We start from the raw sequence: 20,348 nt of genomic DNA, 5'->3' as shown, positions 1-20,348 counted from the left end.
AGGCTTATTTCTTCTGTGCTCTAATCGCTCGGACCCTGGCGACGCTGGTCGCCGGGCCCCTTCCCCATCGGAATTTTCCGAAAGTTTCCGAAGCAGCCAGGAGAGCGCTCCCTCATGATCGACGTCTACACCTGGGCCACGCCCAACGGTCACAAGGTCCACATCATGCTCGAGGAATGCGGCCTCGAGTACAAGGTTCATCCGATCAACATCGGCGCCGGCGACCAGTTCGGCGAGGCCTTCCTCAAGATCAGCCCGAACAACAAGATCCCGGCCATCGTCGACAGTGACGGGCCGGACGGCCAGCCCATCTCGCTATTCGAATCGGGCGCCATCCTGCTGTACCTGGCCGGCAAGACCGGCAAGTTCCTGCCGGAGGACGTGCGCGGCAAGTACGAGGCCCTGCAGTGGCTGATGTTCCAGATGGGTGGCGTGGGGCCGATGCTGGGCCAGGCGCATCACTTCCGCATCTACGCGCCGGAGAAGATCGAGTACGCGGTGAACCGCTACACCAACGAGGCCAAGCGGCTCTACGGCGTGATCGACAAGCAGTTGTCGCAGCACGCCTGGCTGGCCGGCGACAGCTACAGCGTGGCGGACATCGCCACCTTCCCGTGGCTGCGCAGCTGGCAGAACCAGGGCGTGGAGCTGGACGACTACCCGCACCTGAAGCGCTGGTTCAACGAGATTGCCGAGCGCCCCGCCGTGAAGCGTGGCGTGGAAGTGCTCGCCAAGGAGCGCAAGCCTATGCGGACCGACGCGGAGCGCGAGATCCTGTTCGGCGCCACGCAGTACCAGCGCCGCTGATCGCCTGCATCCCGGTCAGCCTTCAGGCCGCCCGGGGCAGCGCGACCACGGGTTCGGCTTCCAAGATTGGCGAGCGCGCGCAGCACAGCAGACCCGCGCCGGGCACCATGGCGTCGATGCAGTAGTCGTCGTGACGGTCCGGCGCGAAAGCCATGCCCGGCTGCAGGTAGACGGTGCGCACACCGGCCGTGCCGCGCGTGGCGCGCCATTGCAGGCACAACGTGCCGCGATAGCAGGTGGCCCACATCGTGTCATGCGCGTGCAGCTGCTGGGCCCAGTCGGGCTCGCCGGGCTCGATCACGACAAAACTCGGCGTGCCGGGCCGGCTGCCGGCCTGCGGCACGGTGCGCACCAGCACGCTGTCCAGCACGGCCTGGAGCATGACCGGCTGCCCCGGCTGGGGCGTGAAGACATCGCCTCCGGCCAGCGCGGCCAGTTCCTGCCCGGAGGACAGCACGCGCAGGCCGCCGCGCAGGCAGGCCCACCATTCGGACGGGGCGGAAACAATGCCGGATTGCACGTCGCCGGCACGCAGGAACACGTGGTGGCAGGCGTGGCCGAGCCCGGCCGTTGCCGGAATGACACATAACTGTAAACCGACGCTCAGGTCCGGAGAGTCCGGCAGGGGCGGCGTTGCACCGCACAACCCGGCGTCGAAAAACGAAAAAATCTGCATGGCATTCCCCAAAACGGAGCCTGGGACGCAGGGGTCCCACGGAATGCGCAATGGCGGCAGGCCCGATGCGGCGCGGATCTCCCGCCCGACGACCTCCCCCCTCACTGCGCGACTGCCCCGTTTCGGTACGGCTTAGGTGCCGTCCGGTAATACCATCGCTCCGTACCCGTTTTGGGCACATCCCTTATGATGCGGATCTGGTACCGATAGAACGACGAACTATAGGTTGTCGTGACGCTTGGGTCAAACCCTTAGGCTCTGAGCGACTTAAAATCCACAAAGCAGCATATGACAGGCGACCCTCTCAAGCTGTTCGGGCGACATCTGACCTGGTTGCGCAAGCAGCGCGGCTGGTCACAAGAAGCCCTGTCGCTGGAAAGCGGTCTGGCAAGATCGTACCTCAGCGGCATCGAACGCGGCACACGTAATGTGGCTCTTTATAACATATGTACTCTAGCTGACACACTCGGCGTGGCTCCGCCCGAGATGTTGGACTTCTCGCGCCACGAAACCGCCGCCGCGCCCGTGGAGGCGCCGCGCTCGCCGTATCAGGCCGACACCTCGCCGGCCGTGCAGGCAACGATGCGCTACATGGCCGAACTGAGCGATTTCGAGCGCGACGTGGTGGCCGGCGTGGCCCGCGCGCTGGCCCGCAAGCAGCCGCGCTGAGCCTTATACCGTCAGCAGGCCCTGGCGTTCGATGAAGGCGATGATCTGATCGAGCCCCTGCCCGGCCTTGACACTCCCCATCACGAACGGCCGCTCCCCGCGCATCTTGCGGGCATCGGCTTCCATGATCTCGAGTGAGGCCCCCACGTACGGCGCGAGGTCAGTCTTGTTGATCACCAGCAGGTCAGACTTCGTGATCCCCGGCCCGCCCTTGCGCGGGATTTTCTCCCCGCCGGCCACGTCGATCACGTAGATCGTCAGGTCGGACAATTCCGGGCTGAAGGTGGCGGCCAGGTTGTCGCCGCCAGACTCGATGAAGACGATGTCGGCATCGGGAAACTTCGCCAGCATACGGTCCACGGCCTCGAGGTTGATCGAGGCGTCCTCGCGGATCGCCGTGTGCGGGCAGCCGCCTGTCTCCACCCCCATGATCCGCTCCGCCGGCAGCGCGCCGGAGATCGTCAGCAGGCGCTGGTCTTCCTTCGTATAGATGTCATTGGTAATAGCGACCAGGTCGTAGCGGTCGCGCATGGCCTTGCAGAGCATTTCCAGCAGCGTGGTCTTGCCGGAGCCCACGGGGCCGCCCACGCCAACGCGCAGGGGCGGATTTTTCTTGGTTCGGGTCATGTTTGTGGCTGGGTCAGGAACGGAACAGCCGGGAGTACTGCGTCTCGTGGCGTGCGGAGAGCAGGCCCAGCATCGGGGAAAAAGTGGACAGGCGGGGCGGATCGGCGTCGGCGCGCTGCGCCGCTTCGTCGACCACGGCCAGCACGGCCGGGTGCAGCCCGCGCAGGATGTGCTGGCCGGCCACCTGGCCGAGCGGCACCGCCTTGAGCGCGGCGGCGACCTGGTTTTCGGCCCAGTTGAAGGCATAGGCCGCGAGACCGTCGCGCGCATCCACGCCAAGCGCCACGCAGGCGGCCGTGAACGCGGTGGGCAGGCAGATCGGCGCCAGTTCGGACAAGTCCGATGCCATGGCGGCCTCGCCCCACCCCATCTGGCCGATCAGTTTCGACAGCGACCAGCCCATCTGCTCGGTTTCAAGCCGAAGCTCCGCCGTCTCGCGCGTGGCGTGAAACCAGTCGTTCCAACGCCGTACAGCAGCCAGGTCGTGCGCCTGCCAGGCACGATGAAGCAGCAGCCAGACCGGCGCCTCGCAGTGCGCCTGCACATGCGTGAGGTTGTCCCGGATCCACCGCTCGGCGCTCGCCGCATCGCTAACCAGCCCGCAGTCGATGGCCGCCTCAAGCCCCTGCGAATAGCTGAAGCCGCCAATCGGCAACGCCGGCGACGCCAGATGCAGCAGCGAAATCAATTGGGGGAGCGCGGTCATGGGTGCGGATGCGGTTTGCGCGGAGTGGACTTCGGCACGCGCCGGCCCTCTCCCCCGGCCCCTCTCCCTGAGGGAGAGGGGAGACAACCCACAGCATTTGCCGTGCCGAGGGGCTGCTCCCCTCTCCCGCTTGCGGGAGAGGGGTTGGGGGCGAGGGCGGGCGCGTCTACAAATCCGCGGGCGATCAAAGCCTGATGAATGGCCACCAGCACGGATTCAGTCTGCTGAAGCACCTCATTGTTCCAATACCGCAGGACGACATAGCCCTCGCGGCGAAACCACGCGTCGCGCTTCCGATCCGATTGGCCTCCGTGCTGGCCGCCGTCGGCTTCGAGCACGAGCTTGTATTCCATGCAGACGAAATCGACGATGTACGGGCCAAGCGGCACCTGGCGTTTGAACTTCAAGCCCAGGAAACGGTGGGCACGGAGGTGGTACCACAGTCGTTGCTCTGCCTCGGTCATGCCGGCTCTTAGCGCACGGACGAACGTTGGCTTCGGCGCGCGCCGGCCCTCTCCCCCAACCCCTCTCCCTGAGGGAGAGGGGAGACCACCCACGGCTTGCTCCCCTCTCCCGCTTGCGGGAGAGGGGTCGGGGGAGAGGGAAGGCGCCTCAACCTGCGTCATCGCGATTCAGTGCTTGTGGCCGCAGTGCTCGTCATGGACGTGACCATGGTCGTGACTGTGGTCGTGCCCGTGGTCATGGCTGTGGCCGTGGTCATGCCCGTGCGAATGCCCATGGTGATCCTGGAACACCGCCTGCGCCGCTGCGTAGTCTTCGGCGAAGGTCGCGTCGTGGCCGTGTTTGTGGCCGCCGCCGTAGGCGCCGGCTTCGGGTTCGAAGGGCAGTTCGGCGCGGGTGGCCTGCACGCCGAGGCGGGCCAGCATGTCGGCCAGCACGGCATCGAATTCGAGGCGGAGGTAATCGCGGCCGACTTCCACCGGGGTGTGGCGGTTGCCCAGGTGGTAGGCGGCGCGCATCAGGGCCAGCGGGTCGGCCGCCGTCACTTGCAGCACGGACTCGGGGGCCGCCTGCACTTCGACGAAAGTACCGTCCTCGGCTACCAGCAGGTCGCCGCCGCGCAGCACGGTGCCGCGCGGCAGGAACAGCGCTGCTTCCGCCCCGTTGTCGAGCACGGCGCGCAGGCGGCTCTTGCTACGCTCGCCGAACGGCAGCACGAGCTTCGGGGCGCGGCGCACCAGCACCGGCGCGATGCCGTGCGGGGCGGGGAGGTGTTTGTCGATCTTGATCACAATCCGGGGCCGTCAGAACAGGAAATAGCGCTGCGCCATGGGCAGCACGGTGGCGGGTTCGCACATCAGCAGTTGGCCGTCGGCCACCACCTGGTAGGTTTCCGGGTCCACGGTGACGTTCGGTTGCCAGTCATTGTGGACCATATCGCGCTTGCTCACCGTGCGCGTGCCGCGCACCGCCGTCAGCGTCTTGGCCAGCCCGTAGCGCCCGCCCACGTCCGCCGCCAGCGCCACCTGCGACACGAAGGTCAGCGACGAGCGCGGCAGCGCCCCGCCCGCCGAGGCGAACATCGGCCGATAGTGCACCGGCTGGGGCGTGGGGATCGACGCGTTGGGGTCGCCCATCGCCGCCGCCGCGATCATCCCGCCCTTCAGGATCAGGCTCGGCTTCACGCCGAAGAAGGCCGGCTTCCACAGCACCAGGTCCGCCCATTTGCCGACCTCGATCGAGCCCACCTCGTGCGCGATGCCATGCGTCAGCGCCGGGTTGATCGTGTACTTGGCGATGTAGCGCTTCACGCGGAAGTTGTCGTGGCCGCCGCGCGCGTCGTGCGGATCGCCGGGCAGCTTGCCGCGCTGCGCCGCCATCTTGTGCGCGGTCTGCCAGGTGCGGATGATGACCTCGCCCACGCGCCCCATGGCCTGCGAATCGCTCGAAATCATCGAGAACGCGCCCAGGTCGTGCAGGATGTCCTCGGCCGCGATGGTCTCGCGGCGGATGCGCGACTCCGCGAAGGCGATATCCTCGGCAATCGCCGGATCCAGGTGATGGCACACCATCAGCATGTCCAGGTGCTCGTCCAGCGTGTTGACGGTGTACGGGCGCGTGGGATTGGTCGACGACGGCAGCACGTTGGCCTCGCCGCAGACCTTGATGATGTCCGGCGCGTGGCCGCCGCCGGCGCCCTCGGTATGGTAGGTGTGGATCGTGCGGCCCTTGAAGGCGGCGATGGTGGCCTCGACGAAGCCGCCCTCGTTGAGCGTGTCCGTGTGGATGGCCACCTGGGTGTCGGTGGCGTCGGCCACGGTCAGGCAGGTGTCGATGGCCTGCGGCGTGGTGCCCCAGTCCTCGTGCAGCTTCAGGCCGATGGCGCCCGCCTCGACCTGCTCGGTCAGCGGCCCGGGCTGGCTGGCGTTGCCCTTGCCCAGGAAGCCGATATTCATCGGGTAGGCATCGGCCGCCTGGAGCATGCGCTCCATGTACCACGGCCCCGGCGTGACGGTGGTGGCGAAGGTGCCCGTGGCCGGGCCGGTGCCGCCGCCGATCATCGTCGTCACGCCGCTCATCAGCGCTTCCTCGATCTGCTGCGGGCAGATGAAGTGGATGTGGCTGTCGATGCCGCCGGCGGTGACGATCATGCCCTCGCCCGCGATGACCTCCGTCCCCGGTCCCACGACGATGGTCACGCCGGGCTGGATGTCCGGGTTGCCGGCCTTGCCGATCGACGCAATGCGGCCGTGCTTGAGGCCGATGTCGGCCTTGACGATGCCCCAGTGGTCCACGATCAGCGCATTGGTGATGACGGTGTCGACGCAGTCCTTGGCCATGCGCTGGCTCTGACCCATGCCGTCGCGGATCACCTTGCCGCCGCCGAACTTCACTTCCTCGCCGTAGATCGTGTAGTCACGTTCGACTTCGATCACCAGCCCGGTGTCGGCCAGCCGCAGGCGGTCGCCGGTGGTGGGGCCGAACATCTCGGCATAGGCCTGCCTGGAAATTTTCACGCTCATTACAGCGCTCCCATGATCTTGCCGTTGAAGCCGTAGACGATGCGGTCGCCGTCGAGCGCCACCAGTTGCACCGTGCGCGACTGGCCGGGCTCGAAGCGCACCGCCGTGCCTGCCGCGATGTCGAGCCGGAAGCCGCGCGCGGCCTCGCGGTCGAAGTCGAGCGCGGCGTTGGTTTCGTAGAAGTGGAAGTGCGAACCCACCTGCACGGGGCGGTCGCCGGTGTTGGCCACCGTGACGCTCACCGTGGCGCGGCCCGCGTTCAGTTCGATTTCGCCGTCGAGCGGCATCAGTTCACCGGGAATCATCGCAAGGCTCCTTGATCGTGACGTCCGCCGCTCAGGCGACCAGCAGGCCGGCGCCGTACAGCGCCACGCCAGCCCCGGCCACGCGGGCGAGCCAGCCCGCATGGCGGCGCAGGAACAGGCCCGCACCGATGCCCAGGCCGTGCAGCGCCATCGTCGCCACGGCGAAGCCGCCCACATAGGCCAGCACCGCCGGCATCGCCCCGGCCGTGGCCGGCAGCTCGGCGCCGTGCGCGTAGCCGTGGAACAGCGCGAAGCCGCCGACGATGGCCATCCCGGCCATGGCCGACAGCCGCGCCCGCACGGCCACCAGCAGGCCGATCACCAGCAGCGACACCGCGATCATCGGCTCCACGGCCGGCAGCGTCACGCCGGCAAGGCCCAGCGCCGCGCCCACCAGCATCATGGCGACGAAGGCCAGCGGCAGGCGCAGCAGGTCGGCCTTGGCCGGCGCGCCTTGCCCGAAGGCGCCGCGCGAATTCGTGGCGAGCGCGCTCCACACGCCCACGGCCGCCATCGCCAGCAGGTGGTCGGCGCCGGTGAACGGGTGCAGCACGCCGGCCCAGAGGCTGGCGCCCACGGTGCCGGCGTCATGACCGGGGTGGGCGAAGGCGGAGGCGGTGGCCAGGGTCAGCACGGCGCCGGTGGCGGCGCGATGGAGGAATCGGTGCATGGTTGCTCTCTTGTTGTGGAATTGGGTGTCAGACGATGGGATGGTGCACGGTGACGAGCTTGGTGCCGTCCGGGAAGGTGGCCTCGACCTGGATCTCGGGGATCAGTTCGGCCACGCCGTCCATGACGTCGTCGCGGGTCAGCACGGTGGTGCCCTCGTGCATCAGGTCGGCCACGGTGCGGCCGTCGCGCGCGCCTTCCATGATCGCGGCGGTGATCAGGGCCACCGCCTCGGGGTAGTTGAGCTTGAGCCCGCGTGCGCGGCGGCGCTCGGCCAGCAGGGCGGCGGTGAAGATCAGCAGCTTGTCCTTCTCGCGCGGCGTCAGTTCCATCGTTCTGTTCCTCGTTCTTTGCTTGTCTTGTTGTCAGGTGGCCCAGAGGCGCAGCGGCCGGGCCGCCACGCCATGGATCGGCGCGCGCAGCGTGGACCAGGCGCCGGTCATCACGCGCCGCACGGCTTCCATGTCGCGCCCGAGCACGCGCAGCAGCAGCATGGACTGCCCTGCAGACCCGGCGAGGCAGGTTACGCCGGCGCGCAGGTCCGGGACATAGGGTAATTGTTCAGCCAGGGTTTCGGCCAGCGCCGGCGTGGCGCCCTGCCCCACCGCCCAGAGCGTGCCGAGGATGTGCAGGCCGTCCATGCCCGCCACGGCGGGGCGCAGCGGCGAGGTGGCATCGACCTGCGATTGCTCGATCCACAGCGCGCGGTCGGGGCCGGCCACGCGGGTGTCCAGCCACAGCGCGCCGCTCGACCAGCGTTCGCCCGAGGCCTGCCGGCCCAGCACCACGGCATCCCAGCCGATGGCGCTGCCGGTGGGCGCCACGACGACGTCCGTGGCGATGCGGGCGCGTGCATCGTCGAACACGATGTTCTCTTGCGGCAGCCAGTCCAGCCGGGCGCCGTCGGCCACCTCGATGCGCACCTGCTGGGCGGCCTCGCGGCCGAGCGACTTGTACCATTTGGTGGCGCCCGGCGTGGCCAGCACGGCATGGGCGCCGGCTTCCACGGCGATGTCGATGTCGAGCCGGTCGCCACCAGCCACACCGGCGGGCGGATGCAGCACCACCACGTGGCAGATGCCGCCCTCGGGATACAGCGGCTTCTGCACCAGCAGCGGCCCCTGATGGCGGCGTTCGACCAAGGCCGTGCGGCCCGCGCGCGCGGCAAAGCGCAGGCGCAGGCTGGCATGCCAGGCAGGCATGGCGAGTTGGGAGGGGAAATCGGGGTGACGCATGGGCGAAGATTACACCGCGATCAGCTCCCGCACACCATCCTGTTCCATCGTGGCGCCCTCGCCCCGGGCCACCACCTCGCCCCGGCTCATCACGACGTAGTGATCGGCCAGATGGCGGGCGAATTCGTAGTACTGCTCCACCAGCAGCACCGTCATGCCGAACTCGTCCACCAGCAGGCGCAGCGCGCGGCCGATGTCCTGGATGATGGACGGCTGGATGCCTTCGGTGGGCTCGTCGAGGATCAGCAGCTGCGGCTCGCTCATCAGCGCCCGGCCGATGGCCAGTTGCTGCTGCTGGCCGCCGGAGAGATCGCCGCCGCGGCGCGAACGCATGGTGCGCAGCACCGGGAAGAGCTGGTAGATCCGGTCCGGCACGCCGTTCGGGCGCGCGCGGCTGGCGGCGCCGATCAGCAGGTTTTCCTCGACGGTCAGGCGCGGGAAGATCTCGCGGCCCTGCGGCACGTAGGCGAGCCCGGCCGAGACGCGCTCGTACGGGGCCTTCTTCTCGAGGGCCTTGCCCTCCCAGCTGATGTGGCCGCTGCGCGTGGGCACCACGCCCATCAGGCATTTGAGCAGCGTGCTCTTGCCCACGCCGTTGCGGCCGAGCAGCGTGGTCAGCTTGCCCTTCGGCACCTCGAACGAGATGTCGCGCAGGATGTGGCTGCCGCCGTAGAACTGGTTCAGTGCATTGACCTGCAGCATGGTTACCTTCCCAGATAGGACTCGATCACGCGCTCGTCGCGCTTCACGGCGTCTAGCGTGCCTTCGGCCAGCAGGCTGCCTTCGGCCAGCACCGAAACCTTGCCGGACTCGCCGGCCAGCGCCGCCACGAATTCCATGTCGTGCTCCACGACCATCATCGAGCAACTGCCGCGCAGGCTGTTCAGCAGGCCGGCCAGTTGCATCGTCTCTTCGTCCGTCATGCCGGCCACGGGTTCATCGAGCAGCAGCAGTTGCGGTTGCTGCATCAGCAACATGCCGATTTCGAGCCGCTGCTTCTGGCCGTGGGACAGCAGGCCGGCCGGGCGATACGCCTCGTCTTCGAGCCCGGTCAGCGCCAGCGTTTCCTCGATGCGGCGATGGCCCTCGCCGGTCAGCCGCGCGCGCAGCGACGACCACCAGCGCTTGTCCGCCTTCATCGCCAGTTCCAGGTTCTCCCAGACCTCGTGCTGCTCGAAGACCGTGGGCTTCTGGAACTTGCGGCCGATACCGACCTGCGCGATGCGCGGCTCGGTCATCCGCATCAGATCGATGGACTGCCCGAGGAAGACGCGCCCGCTGACGTTGGCGTTGCGCGGGCCGGTCTTGCCGGTGATGACGTCCATCATCGTGGTCTTGCCAGCGCCGTTCGGGCCGATCACGCAGCGCAGCTCGCCGTGATCGATGGACAGCGACAGCTTGTTCAGGGCGCGGAAGCCGTCGAACTGCACGGTCAGGTCCTCCAGGTAGAGGATGGGACCGTGCGAGGTGTCGATGACGCCGGGCTCCAGCACGCGGCCCAGGCCGGTGGCGTCGCCGCTCTCCGCCTGATCCGCGCCGTGTTTTGCACCTTGTTGCGAAGTGGCCGCGTTCATGCTTCGCTCCCTTGTTGCGGTGTCACGGCGGCCGGGTTCACCGGCTCGCCCGTGGCCGCCTGGATCTTCTGGGCGGCCGTGCGCTTGCCACGCAGGCGGCGCCACAGGCCCACCACGCCATCGGGCAGATACAGCGTCACGAGCACGAACATCGCGCCGAGCAGGAACAACCAGTATTCGGCGAAGTAGGCCGTGAACATGGTCTTGGCGCCGTTGACCAGGAAGGCGCCGACGATCGGCCCGATCAGCGTACCGCGGCCGCCCACGGCCACCCAGACCGCCATCTCGATGGAGTTGGCTGGCGACATCTCGCCGGGGTTGATGATGCCCACCTGCGGCACGTAAAGCGCGCCGGCAATCCCGCACAGCACGGCCGAGAAGGTCCAGACGAACAGCTTGTAGCCGAGCGGGTTGTAGCCGGAGAACATCACGCGCATCTCGGCATCCCGCACGGCGGTGACCACCCGGCCCAGCTTGGACGTGACGATATAGCGGCACGCCACGAACCCGGCCAGCAGCGCCAGGAAGGTCAGCACGAACAGCGCGGCGCGGGTTTCCGGCGCGGCCACGGCGTAGCCGGCGATGCGCTTGAAGTCCGTGAAGCCGTTGTTGCCGCCGAAGCCGGTCTCGTTGCGGAAGAACAGCAGCATCGCCGCGTAGGTCATGGCCTGCGTGATGATCGAAAGGTACACGCCCTTGATGCGCGAGCGGAAGGCGAAGAAGCCGAACAGCCACGCCAGCACGCCCGGCACCAGCACCACCAGCAGCAGCGCGTACGGCAGGTGCTCGGTGCCGTGCCAGAACCAGGGCAGCTCCTTCCAGTCGAGGAACACCATGAAGTCGGGCAGGTCGCTCTTGTACACGCCTTCGCGGCCGATCGACCGCATCAGGTACATGCCCATCGCATAGCCGCCCAGCGCGAAGAACAGGCCGTGGCCGAGGCTCAGGATGCCGCAGTAGCCCCACACCAGGTCCAGCGCAATGGCCGCCAGCGCGAAGCACATGATCTTGCCGATCAGCGTCAGCGCGTAGGCCGACAGGTGAAGCGGGTGGCCCTCCGGAATCACCAGCGCGCAGATCGGCACGCCGACCGCGACCACCAGCGTGAGGATGACCAGCGCCAGCCACACCTTGCGCGAGAAGAGCGGCTGGCGCTCGGGAACCGAGAGGCGGAACGGCGCCCCGTTCGAGGATTTCGATTGAAAGCTACGCATGTCATGCCTCCGCGCTGCGCCCTTTGAGCGCGAACAGGCCCTGCGGGCGTTTCTGGATAAACAGCACGATCAGCACCAGGACGAAGATCTTGGCCAGCACCGCGCCGTAGAACGGCTCGATGAACTTGTTGATGAGGCCGAGCCCGAAGGCGCCGACGATGGTGCCGGCCAGCTGGCCCACGCCGCCGAGCACCACCACCATGAACGAATCGATGATGTAGGCCTGCCCGAGGTCCGGCCCTACGTTGCCGATCTGGGACAGCGCGCAGCCGCCCAGCCCGGCGATGCCGGCACCGAAGGCGAAGGCGTAGCTATCCACCTTCCACGTGCGCACGCCCACACAGGCCGCCATGGTGCGGTTCTGCGTGGTGGCGCGCACGAACAGGCCGAGCCGCGTGCGATTCAGCACCGCCCACGCCACGGCCACCACGGCCAGCGCGAAGGCGATGATGACGATGCGGTTGTACGGAATCACGAGGCCGGCCATCGCCGTGACGCCGCCGCTCATCCAGTTGGGGTTGGCTACCTCCACGTTCTGGGCGCCGAAGATGGTGCGCACGGCCTGCATCAGCAGCAGGCTGATACCGAACGTGGCCAGCAGCGTCTCGAGCGGGCGGCCGTACAGGTGGCGCAGCACGATCCGCTCGATGGCGAAGCCGACGACACCCGCTGCCAGGAACGACGCCGGCAGCGCCGCCAGCAGGTACCAATCGAACGCATTCGGCGCATAGGCGCGGAACAGCGTCTGCACCACGTAGGTGGCGTAGGCGCCGATCATCAGGAACTCGCCGTGCGCCATGTTGATGACGCCGATCAGCCCGTAGGTGATGGCCAGGCCCAGCGCGGCCAGCAGCAGCACACTGCCGAGGCTCAGGCCGGCGAACAGGTTGCCGAGCAGCTCGGCGCGGCCTTGCTCGCCACGCATCTTGTCGATGGCCTGCTGGGCGGCGGCGCGCACGTCGGCGTCGGGCTCCTTGAACTTGCCCGCTTCATCGCGCTCCACCAGCGGCGTCAGCTTCTGGCGGATCTGCGGATTGCTGTCCTGGCCGAGGATGCGGATGGCTTCCAGCCGCGCGTCGCGCGTGGCGTCGGTGCCCTGCGCCAGTACGGTGTTGGCCCAGATCACGTCGAGCCGGGCGCGCAGGCCGGCATCGGCCTCGGCCTTGCGGGCCGCTTCCACGACTTCGCGCGAGGCGCTCTCGGGTTGATCGGACAAGGTGTTGATGGCCTGCGTACGCACCGCGATGTCCGGCGACTGCAGCAGGAGGCTGCTCGCGGCGCTATCGACGATGGCCCGCAGGCTGTTGTTCAGCGTGAGGGACTCGAGTTCATCGGCCTTCACGGTCACCGGCTTGCCAGTGATGGCATCGACGGTCTTGTCGCCATCCTGGCGCACCATGCCCACCGATGGCGCAAATTGGAGTGCATCGTCCTGGAGCGCGCGCAGGATCGGGCCGGCCTGCTCGGGCGGCGCCTGGGTCAGCGCGGCGAGCGCGGCAGTCTTGGCGTCGAAGTCGTCTTCGACCAGCGGCTTGAGATCAGCCTGCGTGAGCGGTGCCGCCCACAGCGGCGCGGCGGCCAGCAACAGCGCAGCCAGCATGGCGCGCAGCCACGGCAAGGCGGACGGGAATGGAGATCGGTGCATAGGGCTGGCTGGCGTCTGATATGGCCCGATGGTTCGCGTCTTTTATGCGTGGAACGACCGAGGGAGGGCTCCCCTCTCCCAAGGGAGAGGGGCAAAACACCATGGGTACGCTGGAGATCAGCGGCCGGCGACAACCTTGTCCGGCTTGCCTTCGTTACCCGCGATGAACGGGCTCCACGGCTGCGCGCGCACCGGCTTCGCCGTCTTCCACACCACGGAGAACTGGCCGTCGCCCTTCACTTCGCCGATCATCACCGGCTTGTACAGGTGGTGGTTCTCGCCCATGGTCAGCGTGAAGCCGTCCGGCGACTTGAAGGTCTGGCCGTACATGGCCTGGCGCACCTTGTCCGGATCGGTGGTGCCGGCCTTCTTGACCGCCTGCGCCCACATATGGATGCCGACGTAGGTGGCTTCCATCGGGTCGTTGGTCACGCGCTTGTCGCCGCCGGGCAGGTTGTTGGCCTTGACCCATGCCGCCCATTGCTTCTTGAACGCGTCGTTCTCGGGGTTCTTCACCGACATGAAGTAGTTCCAGGCGGCCAGATGGCCGACCAGCGGCTTGGTGTCGATGCCGCGCAGTTCTTCCTCGCCCACGGAGAAGGCCACCACCGGCACGTCCTTGGCCTTCAGGCCAGCGTTGCCCAGTTCCTTGTAGAACGGCACGTTGGAGTCGCCATTGATCGTCGAGATCACGGCCGTCTTGCCGCCCTGCGAGAACTTCTTGATGTTGGCGACGATGGTCTGATAGTCGCTATGGCCGAACGGGGTGTAGACCTCCTCGATGTCCTTGTCGGCCACGCCCTTGCTCTTCAGGAACGCGCGCAGGATCTTGTTGGTCGTGCGTGGGTACACGTAATCGGTGCCGAGCAGGAAGAAGCGCTTGGCGCCACCGCCTTCCTTGCTCATCAGGTATTCCACAGCCGGGATGGCCTGCTGGTTAGGCGCGGCGCCGGTGTAGAACACGTTCTTCGACATTTCCTCGCCCTCGTACTGCACCGGGTAGAACAGCAGCGAGTTCAGTTCCTCGTAGACCGGGAGCACGGACTTGCGCGATACCGAGGTCCAGCAGCCAAACGTGACGGCGACCTTGTCCTGCGTGACCAGTTGGCGCGCCTTCTCGGCGAACAGCGGCCAGTTGGAGGCGGGGTCCACCACCACCGGCTCGAGCTTGCGGCCCAGCACGCCGCCGCTCTTGTTGATCTCGTCGATGGTCATCAGCGCCACGTCCTTGAGCGAGGTCTCGGAGATGGCCATCGTGCCCGACAGCGAATGCAGGATGCCGACCTTGATCGGATCCTTCGACTGCGCCAGCAGCGGGCTGGTACCGATCATTGCCGCGGCGGCTACCGCCGACAGCTTCAGCATGTCACGTCGTTTCATTGCAGCTCCCAGTTTGTCGTATGTGGTCAGGGACTCTACGCACCCCGGGTGATCCTTCTGCAACTAGCGTGCCATGGACTGCCGGGCCGGGAACGATCAAAGGTGGGAGAAAACGTCACGGCGGGTGATCCCGTCGCACCAATCCGGTGCCAATCGGGTCACCGGGGCCGGCGGGGGCGCGCCAACTCCCGCACCGGCATCGTGCATGGCCGCAAATCAGTGCAGGATCCGGGCCGGCGACAGTGCATCGCGCACCGCCGACAATAAAAAACGGGGCCCGAGGGCCCCGTCTTCGCTGCATGCCTGACGATGCTTACTTCATCATCGGCATCATGTTGGCATTCATGTTGTGCATGATCCAGAGCGAACCGGCCAGCACGATGAACAGGATCAGCAGCGTGAACAGGAACGCCATGACGTTCCAGCGCTGGCCCTTGGAGCCATCCATGTGGAGGAAGTACTTCAGGTGGACCACGATCTGGACCACGGCCATGCCGAGGATGATCCAGAGGATGGTGCCGCGGTCCATCGTGCCGTCCATCACGATCTTGAACGGGATCACCGTCAGGATCACGGCCAGCACGAAGCCGATCACATACGACTTGACGCTGCTGTGGCCGTGCGACTCGCCGTGGGCGGCCGTTGCATGTTGTTGTGCCATTACAGTGCTCCCATCAGGTAGACGACGGTGAAGACGCCGATCCAGACGATGTCCAAGAAGTGCCAGAACAGGCTCAGGCAGTTCAGGCGCTTTTCCATCGTCGGGGTCATGCCCTTCTTGTTCAGCTGCCACATCAGCACGAGCATCCAGACCATGCCGCTGGCCACGTGCAGGCCGTGGGTGCCCACGAGCGTGAAGAACGACGACAGGAACGCGCTGCGGCCCGGGCCGGCGCCTTCGTGGATCAGGTGATGGAACTCATAGATTTCCATCGACATGAACGCGGCGCCCAGCAGGAACGTCACGCCCAGCCAGATCAGCACGCGACCCTTGCTGCGGTTCTGCAGCGAGATCATCGCGAAGCCGTACGTGATCGACGAGAACAGCAGGATGAACGTCTCGACCAGCACGAAGTTGAGCTCGAACAGCTCCTTGCCCGACGGGCCGCCCGCCACTTCGCCGCGCAGCACGGCGTAGGCGGCGAACAGGCACGCGAACAAGATGCAGTCGCTCATCAGGTACAGCCAGAAACCAAAGACGGTGTTCTCGCTGGTGTCGTGATGGGCGTGGTCGTGGTCATGCGCGGCATCGTGCGCGTGGCCGTGGGCGGGGGCTTGCGCCCCAAAACGGTCTAGAACTTCAGTCGACATGATGATCAGCCCTGCGTAGCGATGCGCTGCTGGTGCAGCGTTTCGATCTGCTCGACCTGCTTGGCCGGCACGTAGTAATCGATATGGTCGTCGTTGGCGCGGCGGATGAACGCCACCACCATGCCAACCAGGCCCACGGCGGCAAGCCACCAGATATGCCAGGTCAGCGCGAAGCCCAGCGCGAGGCTGAAGGCACCCATGTAGAAGCCTGCAGCGGTGTTCTTCGGCATGTGGATCTGCTCGTAGCCGTCCGTGCGGATGGTCTCGCCACGGGCCTTCATGTCGGCAAACGCGTCCAGGTCACGCACCACCGGGGTGTGCGCGAAGTTGTAGAACGCGGGCGGCGACGACGTGGCCCACTCCAGCGTACGGCCACCCCAGGGATCGCCCGTGACGTCCGCCAGCGCCTTGCGGTTGCGGATCGACACGACGATCTGCAGCACCTGGAAGCCGATACCCATGGCGATGAACACCACGCCGATCACGGCCGCGTACAGGAACGGGGTCCAGGCCGGGTTGTCGGTATGGTTCAGGCGGCGGGTCATGCCCATCAGGCCCAGCACGTACAGCGGCATGAACGCGAAGTAGAAGCCAACCAGCCAGCACCAGAACGCGCACTTGCCCAGACGCTCGTCCAGCTTGAAGCCGAACGCCTTCGGCCACCAGTAGGTCACGCCGGCCAGGTAGCCGAACAGCACGCCACCGATGATCACGTTGTGGAAGTGGGCAATCAGGAACAGGCTGTTATGCAGCACGAAGTCGGCGGCCGGCACGGCCATCAGCACGCCGGTCATGCCACCGATCACGAAGGTGACCATGAAGCCCAGCGTCCACAGCACCGGCGACGTCAGCTGCACGCGGCCACGGTACATCGTGAACAGCCAGTTGAAGATCTTCACCCCGGTCGGGATGGAGATGATCATCGTGGTGATGCCGAAGAAGGCATTCACGTTGGCGCCGGAGCCCATCGTGAAGAAGTGGTGCAGCCAGACCAGGAACGACAGCACCATGATCGCGGCCGTCGCGTAGACCATGCCCTTGTAGCCGAACAGCTTCTTGCCCGAGAACGTCGAGATGATTTCCGAGAAGATGCCGAACGCCGGCAGGATCAGGATGTACACCTCGGGGTGGCCCCAGATCCAGATCAGGTTCACGTACATCATGGCGTTGCCGCCACCGTCGTTCGTGAAGAAGTGCATGCCGAAGTAGCGGTCCAGGCCCAGCAGCGCCAGCGACACCGTCAGCACCGGGAAGGCGGCCACGATCAGCACGTTGGTGCACAGCACGGTCCAGGTGAACACCGGCATGCGCATCAGGGTCATGCCCGGGGCGCGCATCTTGAGGATGGTCACGAGGAAGTTCACGCCGGTCAGCAGCGTGCCCAAGCCTGATATCTGCAAGGACCAGAGGTAGTAATCCACCCCTACGCCAGGGCTGTAGTCGATGCCCGACAGCGGCGGATACGCCAGCCAGCCGGTACGTGCGAATTCACCAACCCCCAGGGACACGTTGACCAGCATCGCGCCGGCCACGAACAGCCAGAAGCTCAGCGTGTTCAGGAACGGGAACGCCACGTCGCGCGCGCCGATCTGCAGCGGCACCACGAGGTTCATCAGGCCCGTCATCAGCGGCATGGCCACGAAGAAGATCATGATCACGCCGTGGGCGGTGAAGATCTGGTCGTAGTGCTCAGGGGGCAGGATGCCGGGGTCGCCGTTGGTGGCCAGCGCCAGCTGGGTACGCATCATGACCGCGTCGGCAAAGCCGCGCAGCAGCATGATCAGCGCCACCAGCGAATACATCACGCCGATCTTTTTGTGGTCGACGGACGTAATCCACTCGCTCCACAGGTAGTTCCACTTCTTGAAGTACGTAATCCCACCGAGCAGCGCCAGCCCGCCCAGGGCCACGCAGCTCAGTGTGATCATGATGATCGGCTCATGAAACGGAATCGCCGACAAACTCAATTTGCCAAACATCATTGCTCCTAGGATTGCGCGCCCAGCGCCGGCTTGGCCGGCGTGGTCATGGACACCCGCTCTTCGCCGAGCGTGTTACGCGACGTGCAGACCGGGCCGCCATCGAAGCCCTCGCGGGCCATGGCGCGGCCGTCGGCGCCCATGTACTGATGCAGGATGCCGGTGTACAGGCCGTCTTCGACCTTGCCGTAGAGGGCAACAGGTTCCGCTTCGCTCGGCTTGGCCAGGACCTTGTAGTCCGCGGCAGCGAGTTGGCGGTCAGAAGCGCGCACCTGGGCCACCCACGCGTCGAAGTCGAAGTTCGACATCGCAATGGCCTTGAATTTCATGCCCGAGAAGCCGCCGCCGCTGTAGTTGGCGGACATGCCGTCATACGTGCCGGCTTCGTTGGCGATGAGGTGCAGCTTGGTCTCCATCCCGGCCATGGCATACACCTGGCTGCCCAGCTGGGGGATGAAGAACGAATTCATGATCGAATCCGAGGTGATCTTGAAGTTCACCGGGGTACCCACCGGGAGCGCCAGCTGGTTGACCGTGGCGATCTTCAGTTCCGGATAGATGAACAGCCATTTCCAGTTCAGCGCGACCGCTTCCACCGTGATCGGCTTGACGTTCGATTCCAGCGGCTTGTAGGGGTCCAGGTCGTGCGACGACTTCCAGGTGATGTAGCCCAGCACCGCGATGATGATGCAGGGGATCAGCCAGACCACCACTTCGATCTTGGTCGAGTGCGACCAGTCCGGCTCGTACCGGGCAGCCGTGTTCGTGGCGCGGTACTTCCAGGCGAAGACCAGCGTCAGGACGATCACCGGCACCACCACCAGCAGCATGAGCCAGGTGGCGATCAGGATGATGCCCTTGATGTCGACACCGACCTGACCCTTCGGGTCGAGCAGCGTCATGTTGCAGCCGGCCAGCAACAGCAAGCCAAGGCTAGGCAGGAACCGCGTCCAGCGCGGCATTATGGGTTTTTTCATGTCACGACGGTCTGGTTGGGCCGCTCCCGACATGCAGGCGCGGCACCGCCATCCGCTGCACGGGGCAACTGGCTGGCTGGGCTGGGAAAAACCGGAGGACGTGTCCAAAGCTGGCGTTGCGGGACTGGCGATGCAAGCGCCTGCGGACCATGCGGCCGGGCAACGCCATGAACGCGGCTGGACAGCAACTGACGACTGCGTGCGCGGGATGCCGGAGGGGGCGGTGCGTGCGCTGAGGTAACCGACTGCCTGAACTGCGATCGATCCCGGCTCAAGACTGCCGCCGGGACGAGCGTTGTGTCACGACGCTCACGCGATTTCCACCGGTTTCGACCACCCCGCCAGCGCAGCGGGCACGGTCTTCGAGCGGATATCGCATAACATAAAGCATCGTGGGCGCGACTGTACCGCAACGCAACATTAGGGGTAAACCCACGGGGTGCGGAAACACTGTTCGGAAAATCGGACAATGACATCGGCCGCCCGAAAGTGTCGCGCGCAGGAAACAGTCATGTCGTGATGGATCGTTTTTCGACGATTCCGCTGGACAAACGACGAGGGCCGCGTTCTAGCGGCCCTCGTCGTTTTCCGATTCAGATCGGAACTGGCTGGCGCTCAGGAGTAGCGTCGGCTAATCGATTCTGCCACGCAGACCGGGCGATCGCTGCCCTCCCGCTCGACCGTCACCTCCCAGGTGGACTGGGCGCCGATCAGGCCGTTGGGCGTCGGGTCGAGCCGCTCGACCTTGAGCAGCTTCACGCGGGCGCGCAGGCGGCTGCCCACCGGCACCGGCGAAGTGAATCGCACCCGGTTCAGGCCGTAGTTGACGCCCATCTTGACGCCCTCCATATGGATGGCGTTCTGCATGAACTGCGGCAGCAGCGACAGCGTCAGGAAGCCATGGGCAACCGGGGCGCCGAACGGGGACTCGCGCTTGGCGCGCTCCACGTCGACGTGGATCCACTGATGGTCGCCAGTGGCTTCGGCAAACAGGTTGACCTGCTGCTGCGTAATCTCGGTCCAGTCGCTGACGGCCACTTCCTGGCCTTGCAGGCCCTCCAGCTCTTCCAGCGATGCGATGGTGCGCATGGTGTCTCCTCTCTTGCGTCGTCTCGATTCGGGGTTCGTATTATGCCGGCCGCCGGCCGTACATGCCCATGCCCTTGACCGTGCAAACCAGCTCGCCATGCTGGTTGGTGGCCTGCCACTGGGTCAGCACCACGCCGCGGTCCGGCTTGGACGAGGACGGCCGCGTCTCCAGCACCTTCAGCACGACCGTCAGCGTATCGCCAGCATAGACGGGCTTGATCCAGCGGATCTCGTCCACGCCCGGCGAGCCCATGCTGCTGCTCCGGTCGCCCATGGACTTCACCAGCAGCTTCATCATGATCGCGCAGGTCATCCAACCGCTCGAGATCAGCCCGCCGTAGATGCTCTTGGCGGCCGCGTCCTTGTCGATATGGAACGGCTGGGGGTCGTACTGGCTGGCAAATGCCACGATCTCCGCCTCGGTGACCGTGTAGCTGCCCAGCGGGTGCTCGCCGCCGACCTGGTAATCCTCGAAATACATCTTTGACATGTTCGCTCCGT

General features: G+C 66.2%; 23 protein-coding genes and 1 pseudogene. 3 read left to right on the top strand and 21 right to left on the bottom strand.

Annotated elements, in window-relative coordinates; translation table 11 throughout:
* The first annotated feature begins 114 nt into the window (after positions 1-114).
* The gene (locus tag AC1DFU_RS10685; RefSeq protein ID WP_092292463.1) at positions 115-807 is read left to right on the top strand and encodes a glutathione binding-like protein; all 693 of its coding nucleotides are present in this window, start codon (positions 115-117) and stop codon (positions 805-807) included.
* Between the two features lie 22 nt (positions 808-829).
* On the opposite strand, the gene AC1DFU_RS10680 is transcribed toward AC1DFU_RS10685, so the two are convergent.
* Positions 830-1,483 carry a hypothetical protein gene (locus tag AC1DFU_RS10680; RefSeq protein ID WP_092292461.1) on the bottom strand — a complete coding sequence of 218 codons (654 nt, stop codon included), beginning with the start codon at positions 1,481-1,483 and terminating at the stop codon, positions 830-832.
* 288 nt (positions 1,484-1,771) lie between these two features.
* On the opposite strand from AC1DFU_RS10680, the pseudogene AC1DFU_RS10675 reads away from it, so the two are divergent.
* Together AC1DFU_RS10675 and AC1DFU_RS10670 are read left to right on the top strand one after the other, a co-directional pair.
* Positions 1,772-1,912 (top strand): annotated as a pseudogene (locus tag AC1DFU_RS10675) (helix-turn-helix domain-containing protein); the annotation flags it as partial.
* Between the two features lie 57 nt (positions 1,913-1,969).
* The gene (locus AC1DFU_RS10670) at positions 1,970-2,152 is read left to right on the top strand and encodes a hypothetical protein (RefSeq protein WP_369823399.1); all 183 of its coding nucleotides are present in this window, start codon (positions 1,970-1,972) and stop codon (positions 2,150-2,152) included.
* Between the two features lie 3 nt (positions 2,153-2,155).
* On the opposite strand, the gene ureG is transcribed toward AC1DFU_RS10670, so the two are convergent.
* From ureG to AC1DFU_RS10570, 20 genes are all read right to left on the bottom strand, one after another.
* The gene (ureG, locus tag AC1DFU_RS10665; RefSeq protein ID WP_092292457.1) at positions 2,156-2,779 is read right to left on the bottom strand and encodes an urease accessory protein UreG; all 624 of its coding nucleotides are present in this window, start codon (positions 2,777-2,779) and stop codon (positions 2,156-2,158) included.
* A gap of 13 nt (positions 2,780-2,792) precedes the next feature.
* Complete coding sequence (locus tag AC1DFU_RS10660) at positions 2,793-3,485, bottom strand: urease accessory protein UreF (protein WP_092292455.1); 693 nt, start codon at positions 3,483-3,485, stop codon at positions 2,793-2,795.
* Positions 3,482-4,111, bottom strand: a complete 630-nt coding sequence (locus tag AC1DFU_RS10655; protein WP_477105053.1) for an endonuclease domain-containing protein — start codon at positions 4,109-4,111, stop codon at positions 3,482-3,484. The genes AC1DFU_RS10660 and AC1DFU_RS10655 overlap by 4 nt, the downstream gene beginning before the upstream one ends.
* Before the next feature lie 6 nt (positions 4,112-4,117).
* The gene (ureE, locus tag AC1DFU_RS10650) at positions 4,118-4,738 is read right to left on the bottom strand and encodes an urease accessory protein UreE (RefSeq protein ID WP_441591999.1); all 621 of its coding nucleotides are present in this window, start codon (positions 4,736-4,738) and stop codon (positions 4,118-4,120) included.
* Positions 4,739-4,750: 12 nt separating this feature from the next.
* Positions 4,751-6,469 carry an urease subunit alpha gene (gene ureC, locus AC1DFU_RS10645; RefSeq protein WP_441591998.1) on the bottom strand — a complete coding sequence of 573 codons (1,719 nt, stop codon included), beginning with the start codon at positions 6,467-6,469 and terminating at the stop codon, positions 4,751-4,753.
* Positions 6,469-6,774: an urease subunit beta gene (locus AC1DFU_RS10640; protein ID WP_441591996.1), complete on the bottom strand. Its 306-nt coding sequence runs from the start codon at positions 6,772-6,774 to the stop codon at positions 6,469-6,471. Before AC1DFU_RS10640 ends, ureC begins: the two co-directional genes overlap by 1 nt.
* Positions 6,775-6,805: 31 nt before the next feature.
* Complete coding sequence (locus AC1DFU_RS10635; RefSeq protein ID WP_092292445.1) at positions 6,806-7,444, bottom strand: HupE/UreJ family protein; 639 nt, start codon at positions 7,442-7,444, stop codon at positions 6,806-6,808.
* Between the two features lie 28 nt (positions 7,445-7,472).
* Positions 7,473-7,775 (bottom strand): urease subunit gamma, encoded by a 303-nt coding sequence (locus AC1DFU_RS10630; RefSeq protein ID WP_092292443.1) that lies wholly within the window; start codon positions 7,773-7,775, stop codon positions 7,473-7,475.
* A gap of 33 nt (positions 7,776-7,808) precedes the next feature.
* On the bottom strand, positions 7,809-8,678 hold the full coding sequence (locus tag AC1DFU_RS10625; RefSeq protein ID WP_441591993.1) for an urease accessory protein UreD: 870 nt from the start codon (positions 8,676-8,678) through the stop codon (positions 7,809-7,811).
* 9 nt (positions 8,679-8,687) lie between these two features.
* Complete coding sequence (urtE, locus tag AC1DFU_RS10620) at positions 8,688-9,380, bottom strand: urea ABC transporter ATP-binding subunit UrtE (protein WP_441591991.1); 693 nt, start codon at positions 9,378-9,380, stop codon at positions 8,688-8,690.
* 2 nt (positions 9,381-9,382) lie between these two features.
* Positions 9,383-10,252 (bottom strand): urea ABC transporter ATP-binding protein UrtD, encoded by an 870-nt coding sequence (gene urtD, locus AC1DFU_RS10615; protein ID WP_092292437.1) that lies wholly within the window; start codon positions 10,250-10,252, stop codon positions 9,383-9,385.
* A complete protein-coding gene (urtC, locus tag AC1DFU_RS10610) occupies positions 10,249-11,466 on the bottom strand; it encodes an urea ABC transporter permease subunit UrtC (RefSeq protein WP_092292435.1) in 1,218 nt (405 codons plus the stop codon). Before urtC ends, urtD begins: the two co-directional genes overlap by 4 nt.
* Position 11,467: 1 nt before the next feature.
* The gene (gene urtB / locus AC1DFU_RS10605) at positions 11,468-13,111 is read right to left on the bottom strand and encodes an urea ABC transporter permease subunit UrtB (protein WP_092292433.1); all 1,644 of its coding nucleotides are present in this window, start codon (positions 13,109-13,111) and stop codon (positions 11,468-11,470) included.
* A gap of 117 nt (positions 13,112-13,228) precedes the next feature.
* Positions 13,229-14,491, bottom strand: a complete 1,263-nt coding sequence (gene urtA / locus AC1DFU_RS10600; protein WP_092292431.1) for an urea ABC transporter substrate-binding protein — start codon at positions 14,489-14,491, stop codon at positions 13,229-13,231.
* A gap of 313 nt (positions 14,492-14,804) precedes the next feature.
* Complete coding sequence (gene cyoD, locus AC1DFU_RS10595; RefSeq protein ID WP_092292429.1) at positions 14,805-15,152, bottom strand: cytochrome o ubiquinol oxidase subunit IV; 348 nt, start codon at positions 15,150-15,152, stop codon at positions 14,805-14,807.
* Positions 15,152-15,802 (bottom strand): cytochrome o ubiquinol oxidase subunit III, encoded by a 651-nt coding sequence (cyoC, locus tag AC1DFU_RS10590; RefSeq protein WP_092292427.1) that lies wholly within the window; start codon positions 15,800-15,802, stop codon positions 15,152-15,154. Before cyoC ends, cyoD begins: the two co-directional genes overlap by 1 nt.
* Positions 15,803-15,807: 5 nt before the next feature.
* Positions 15,808-17,781, bottom strand: a complete 1,974-nt coding sequence (cyoB, locus tag AC1DFU_RS10585; protein WP_092293285.1) for a cytochrome o ubiquinol oxidase subunit I — start codon at positions 17,779-17,781, stop codon at positions 15,808-15,810.
* Between the two features lie 8 nt (positions 17,782-17,789).
* Positions 17,790-18,758 (bottom strand): ubiquinol oxidase subunit II, encoded by a 969-nt coding sequence (gene cyoA / locus AC1DFU_RS10580; RefSeq protein WP_092292425.1) that lies wholly within the window; start codon positions 18,756-18,758, stop codon positions 17,790-17,792.
* 615 nt (positions 18,759-19,373) lie between these two features.
* On the bottom strand, positions 19,374-19,847 hold the full coding sequence (locus AC1DFU_RS10575) for a MaoC family dehydratase (protein WP_092292423.1): 474 nt from the start codon (positions 19,845-19,847) through the stop codon (positions 19,374-19,376).
* A gap of 40 nt (positions 19,848-19,887) precedes the next feature.
* A complete protein-coding gene (locus tag AC1DFU_RS10570; RefSeq protein WP_092292421.1) occupies positions 19,888-20,337 on the bottom strand; it encodes a MaoC family dehydratase in 450 nt (149 codons plus the stop codon).
* Positions 20,338-20,348: the final 11 nt, after the last annotated feature.

Source organism: Cupriavidus sp. 10L45 (genome assembly GCF_056395225.1).
This window is presented reverse-complemented; position numbering and strand designations above follow the sequence as displayed.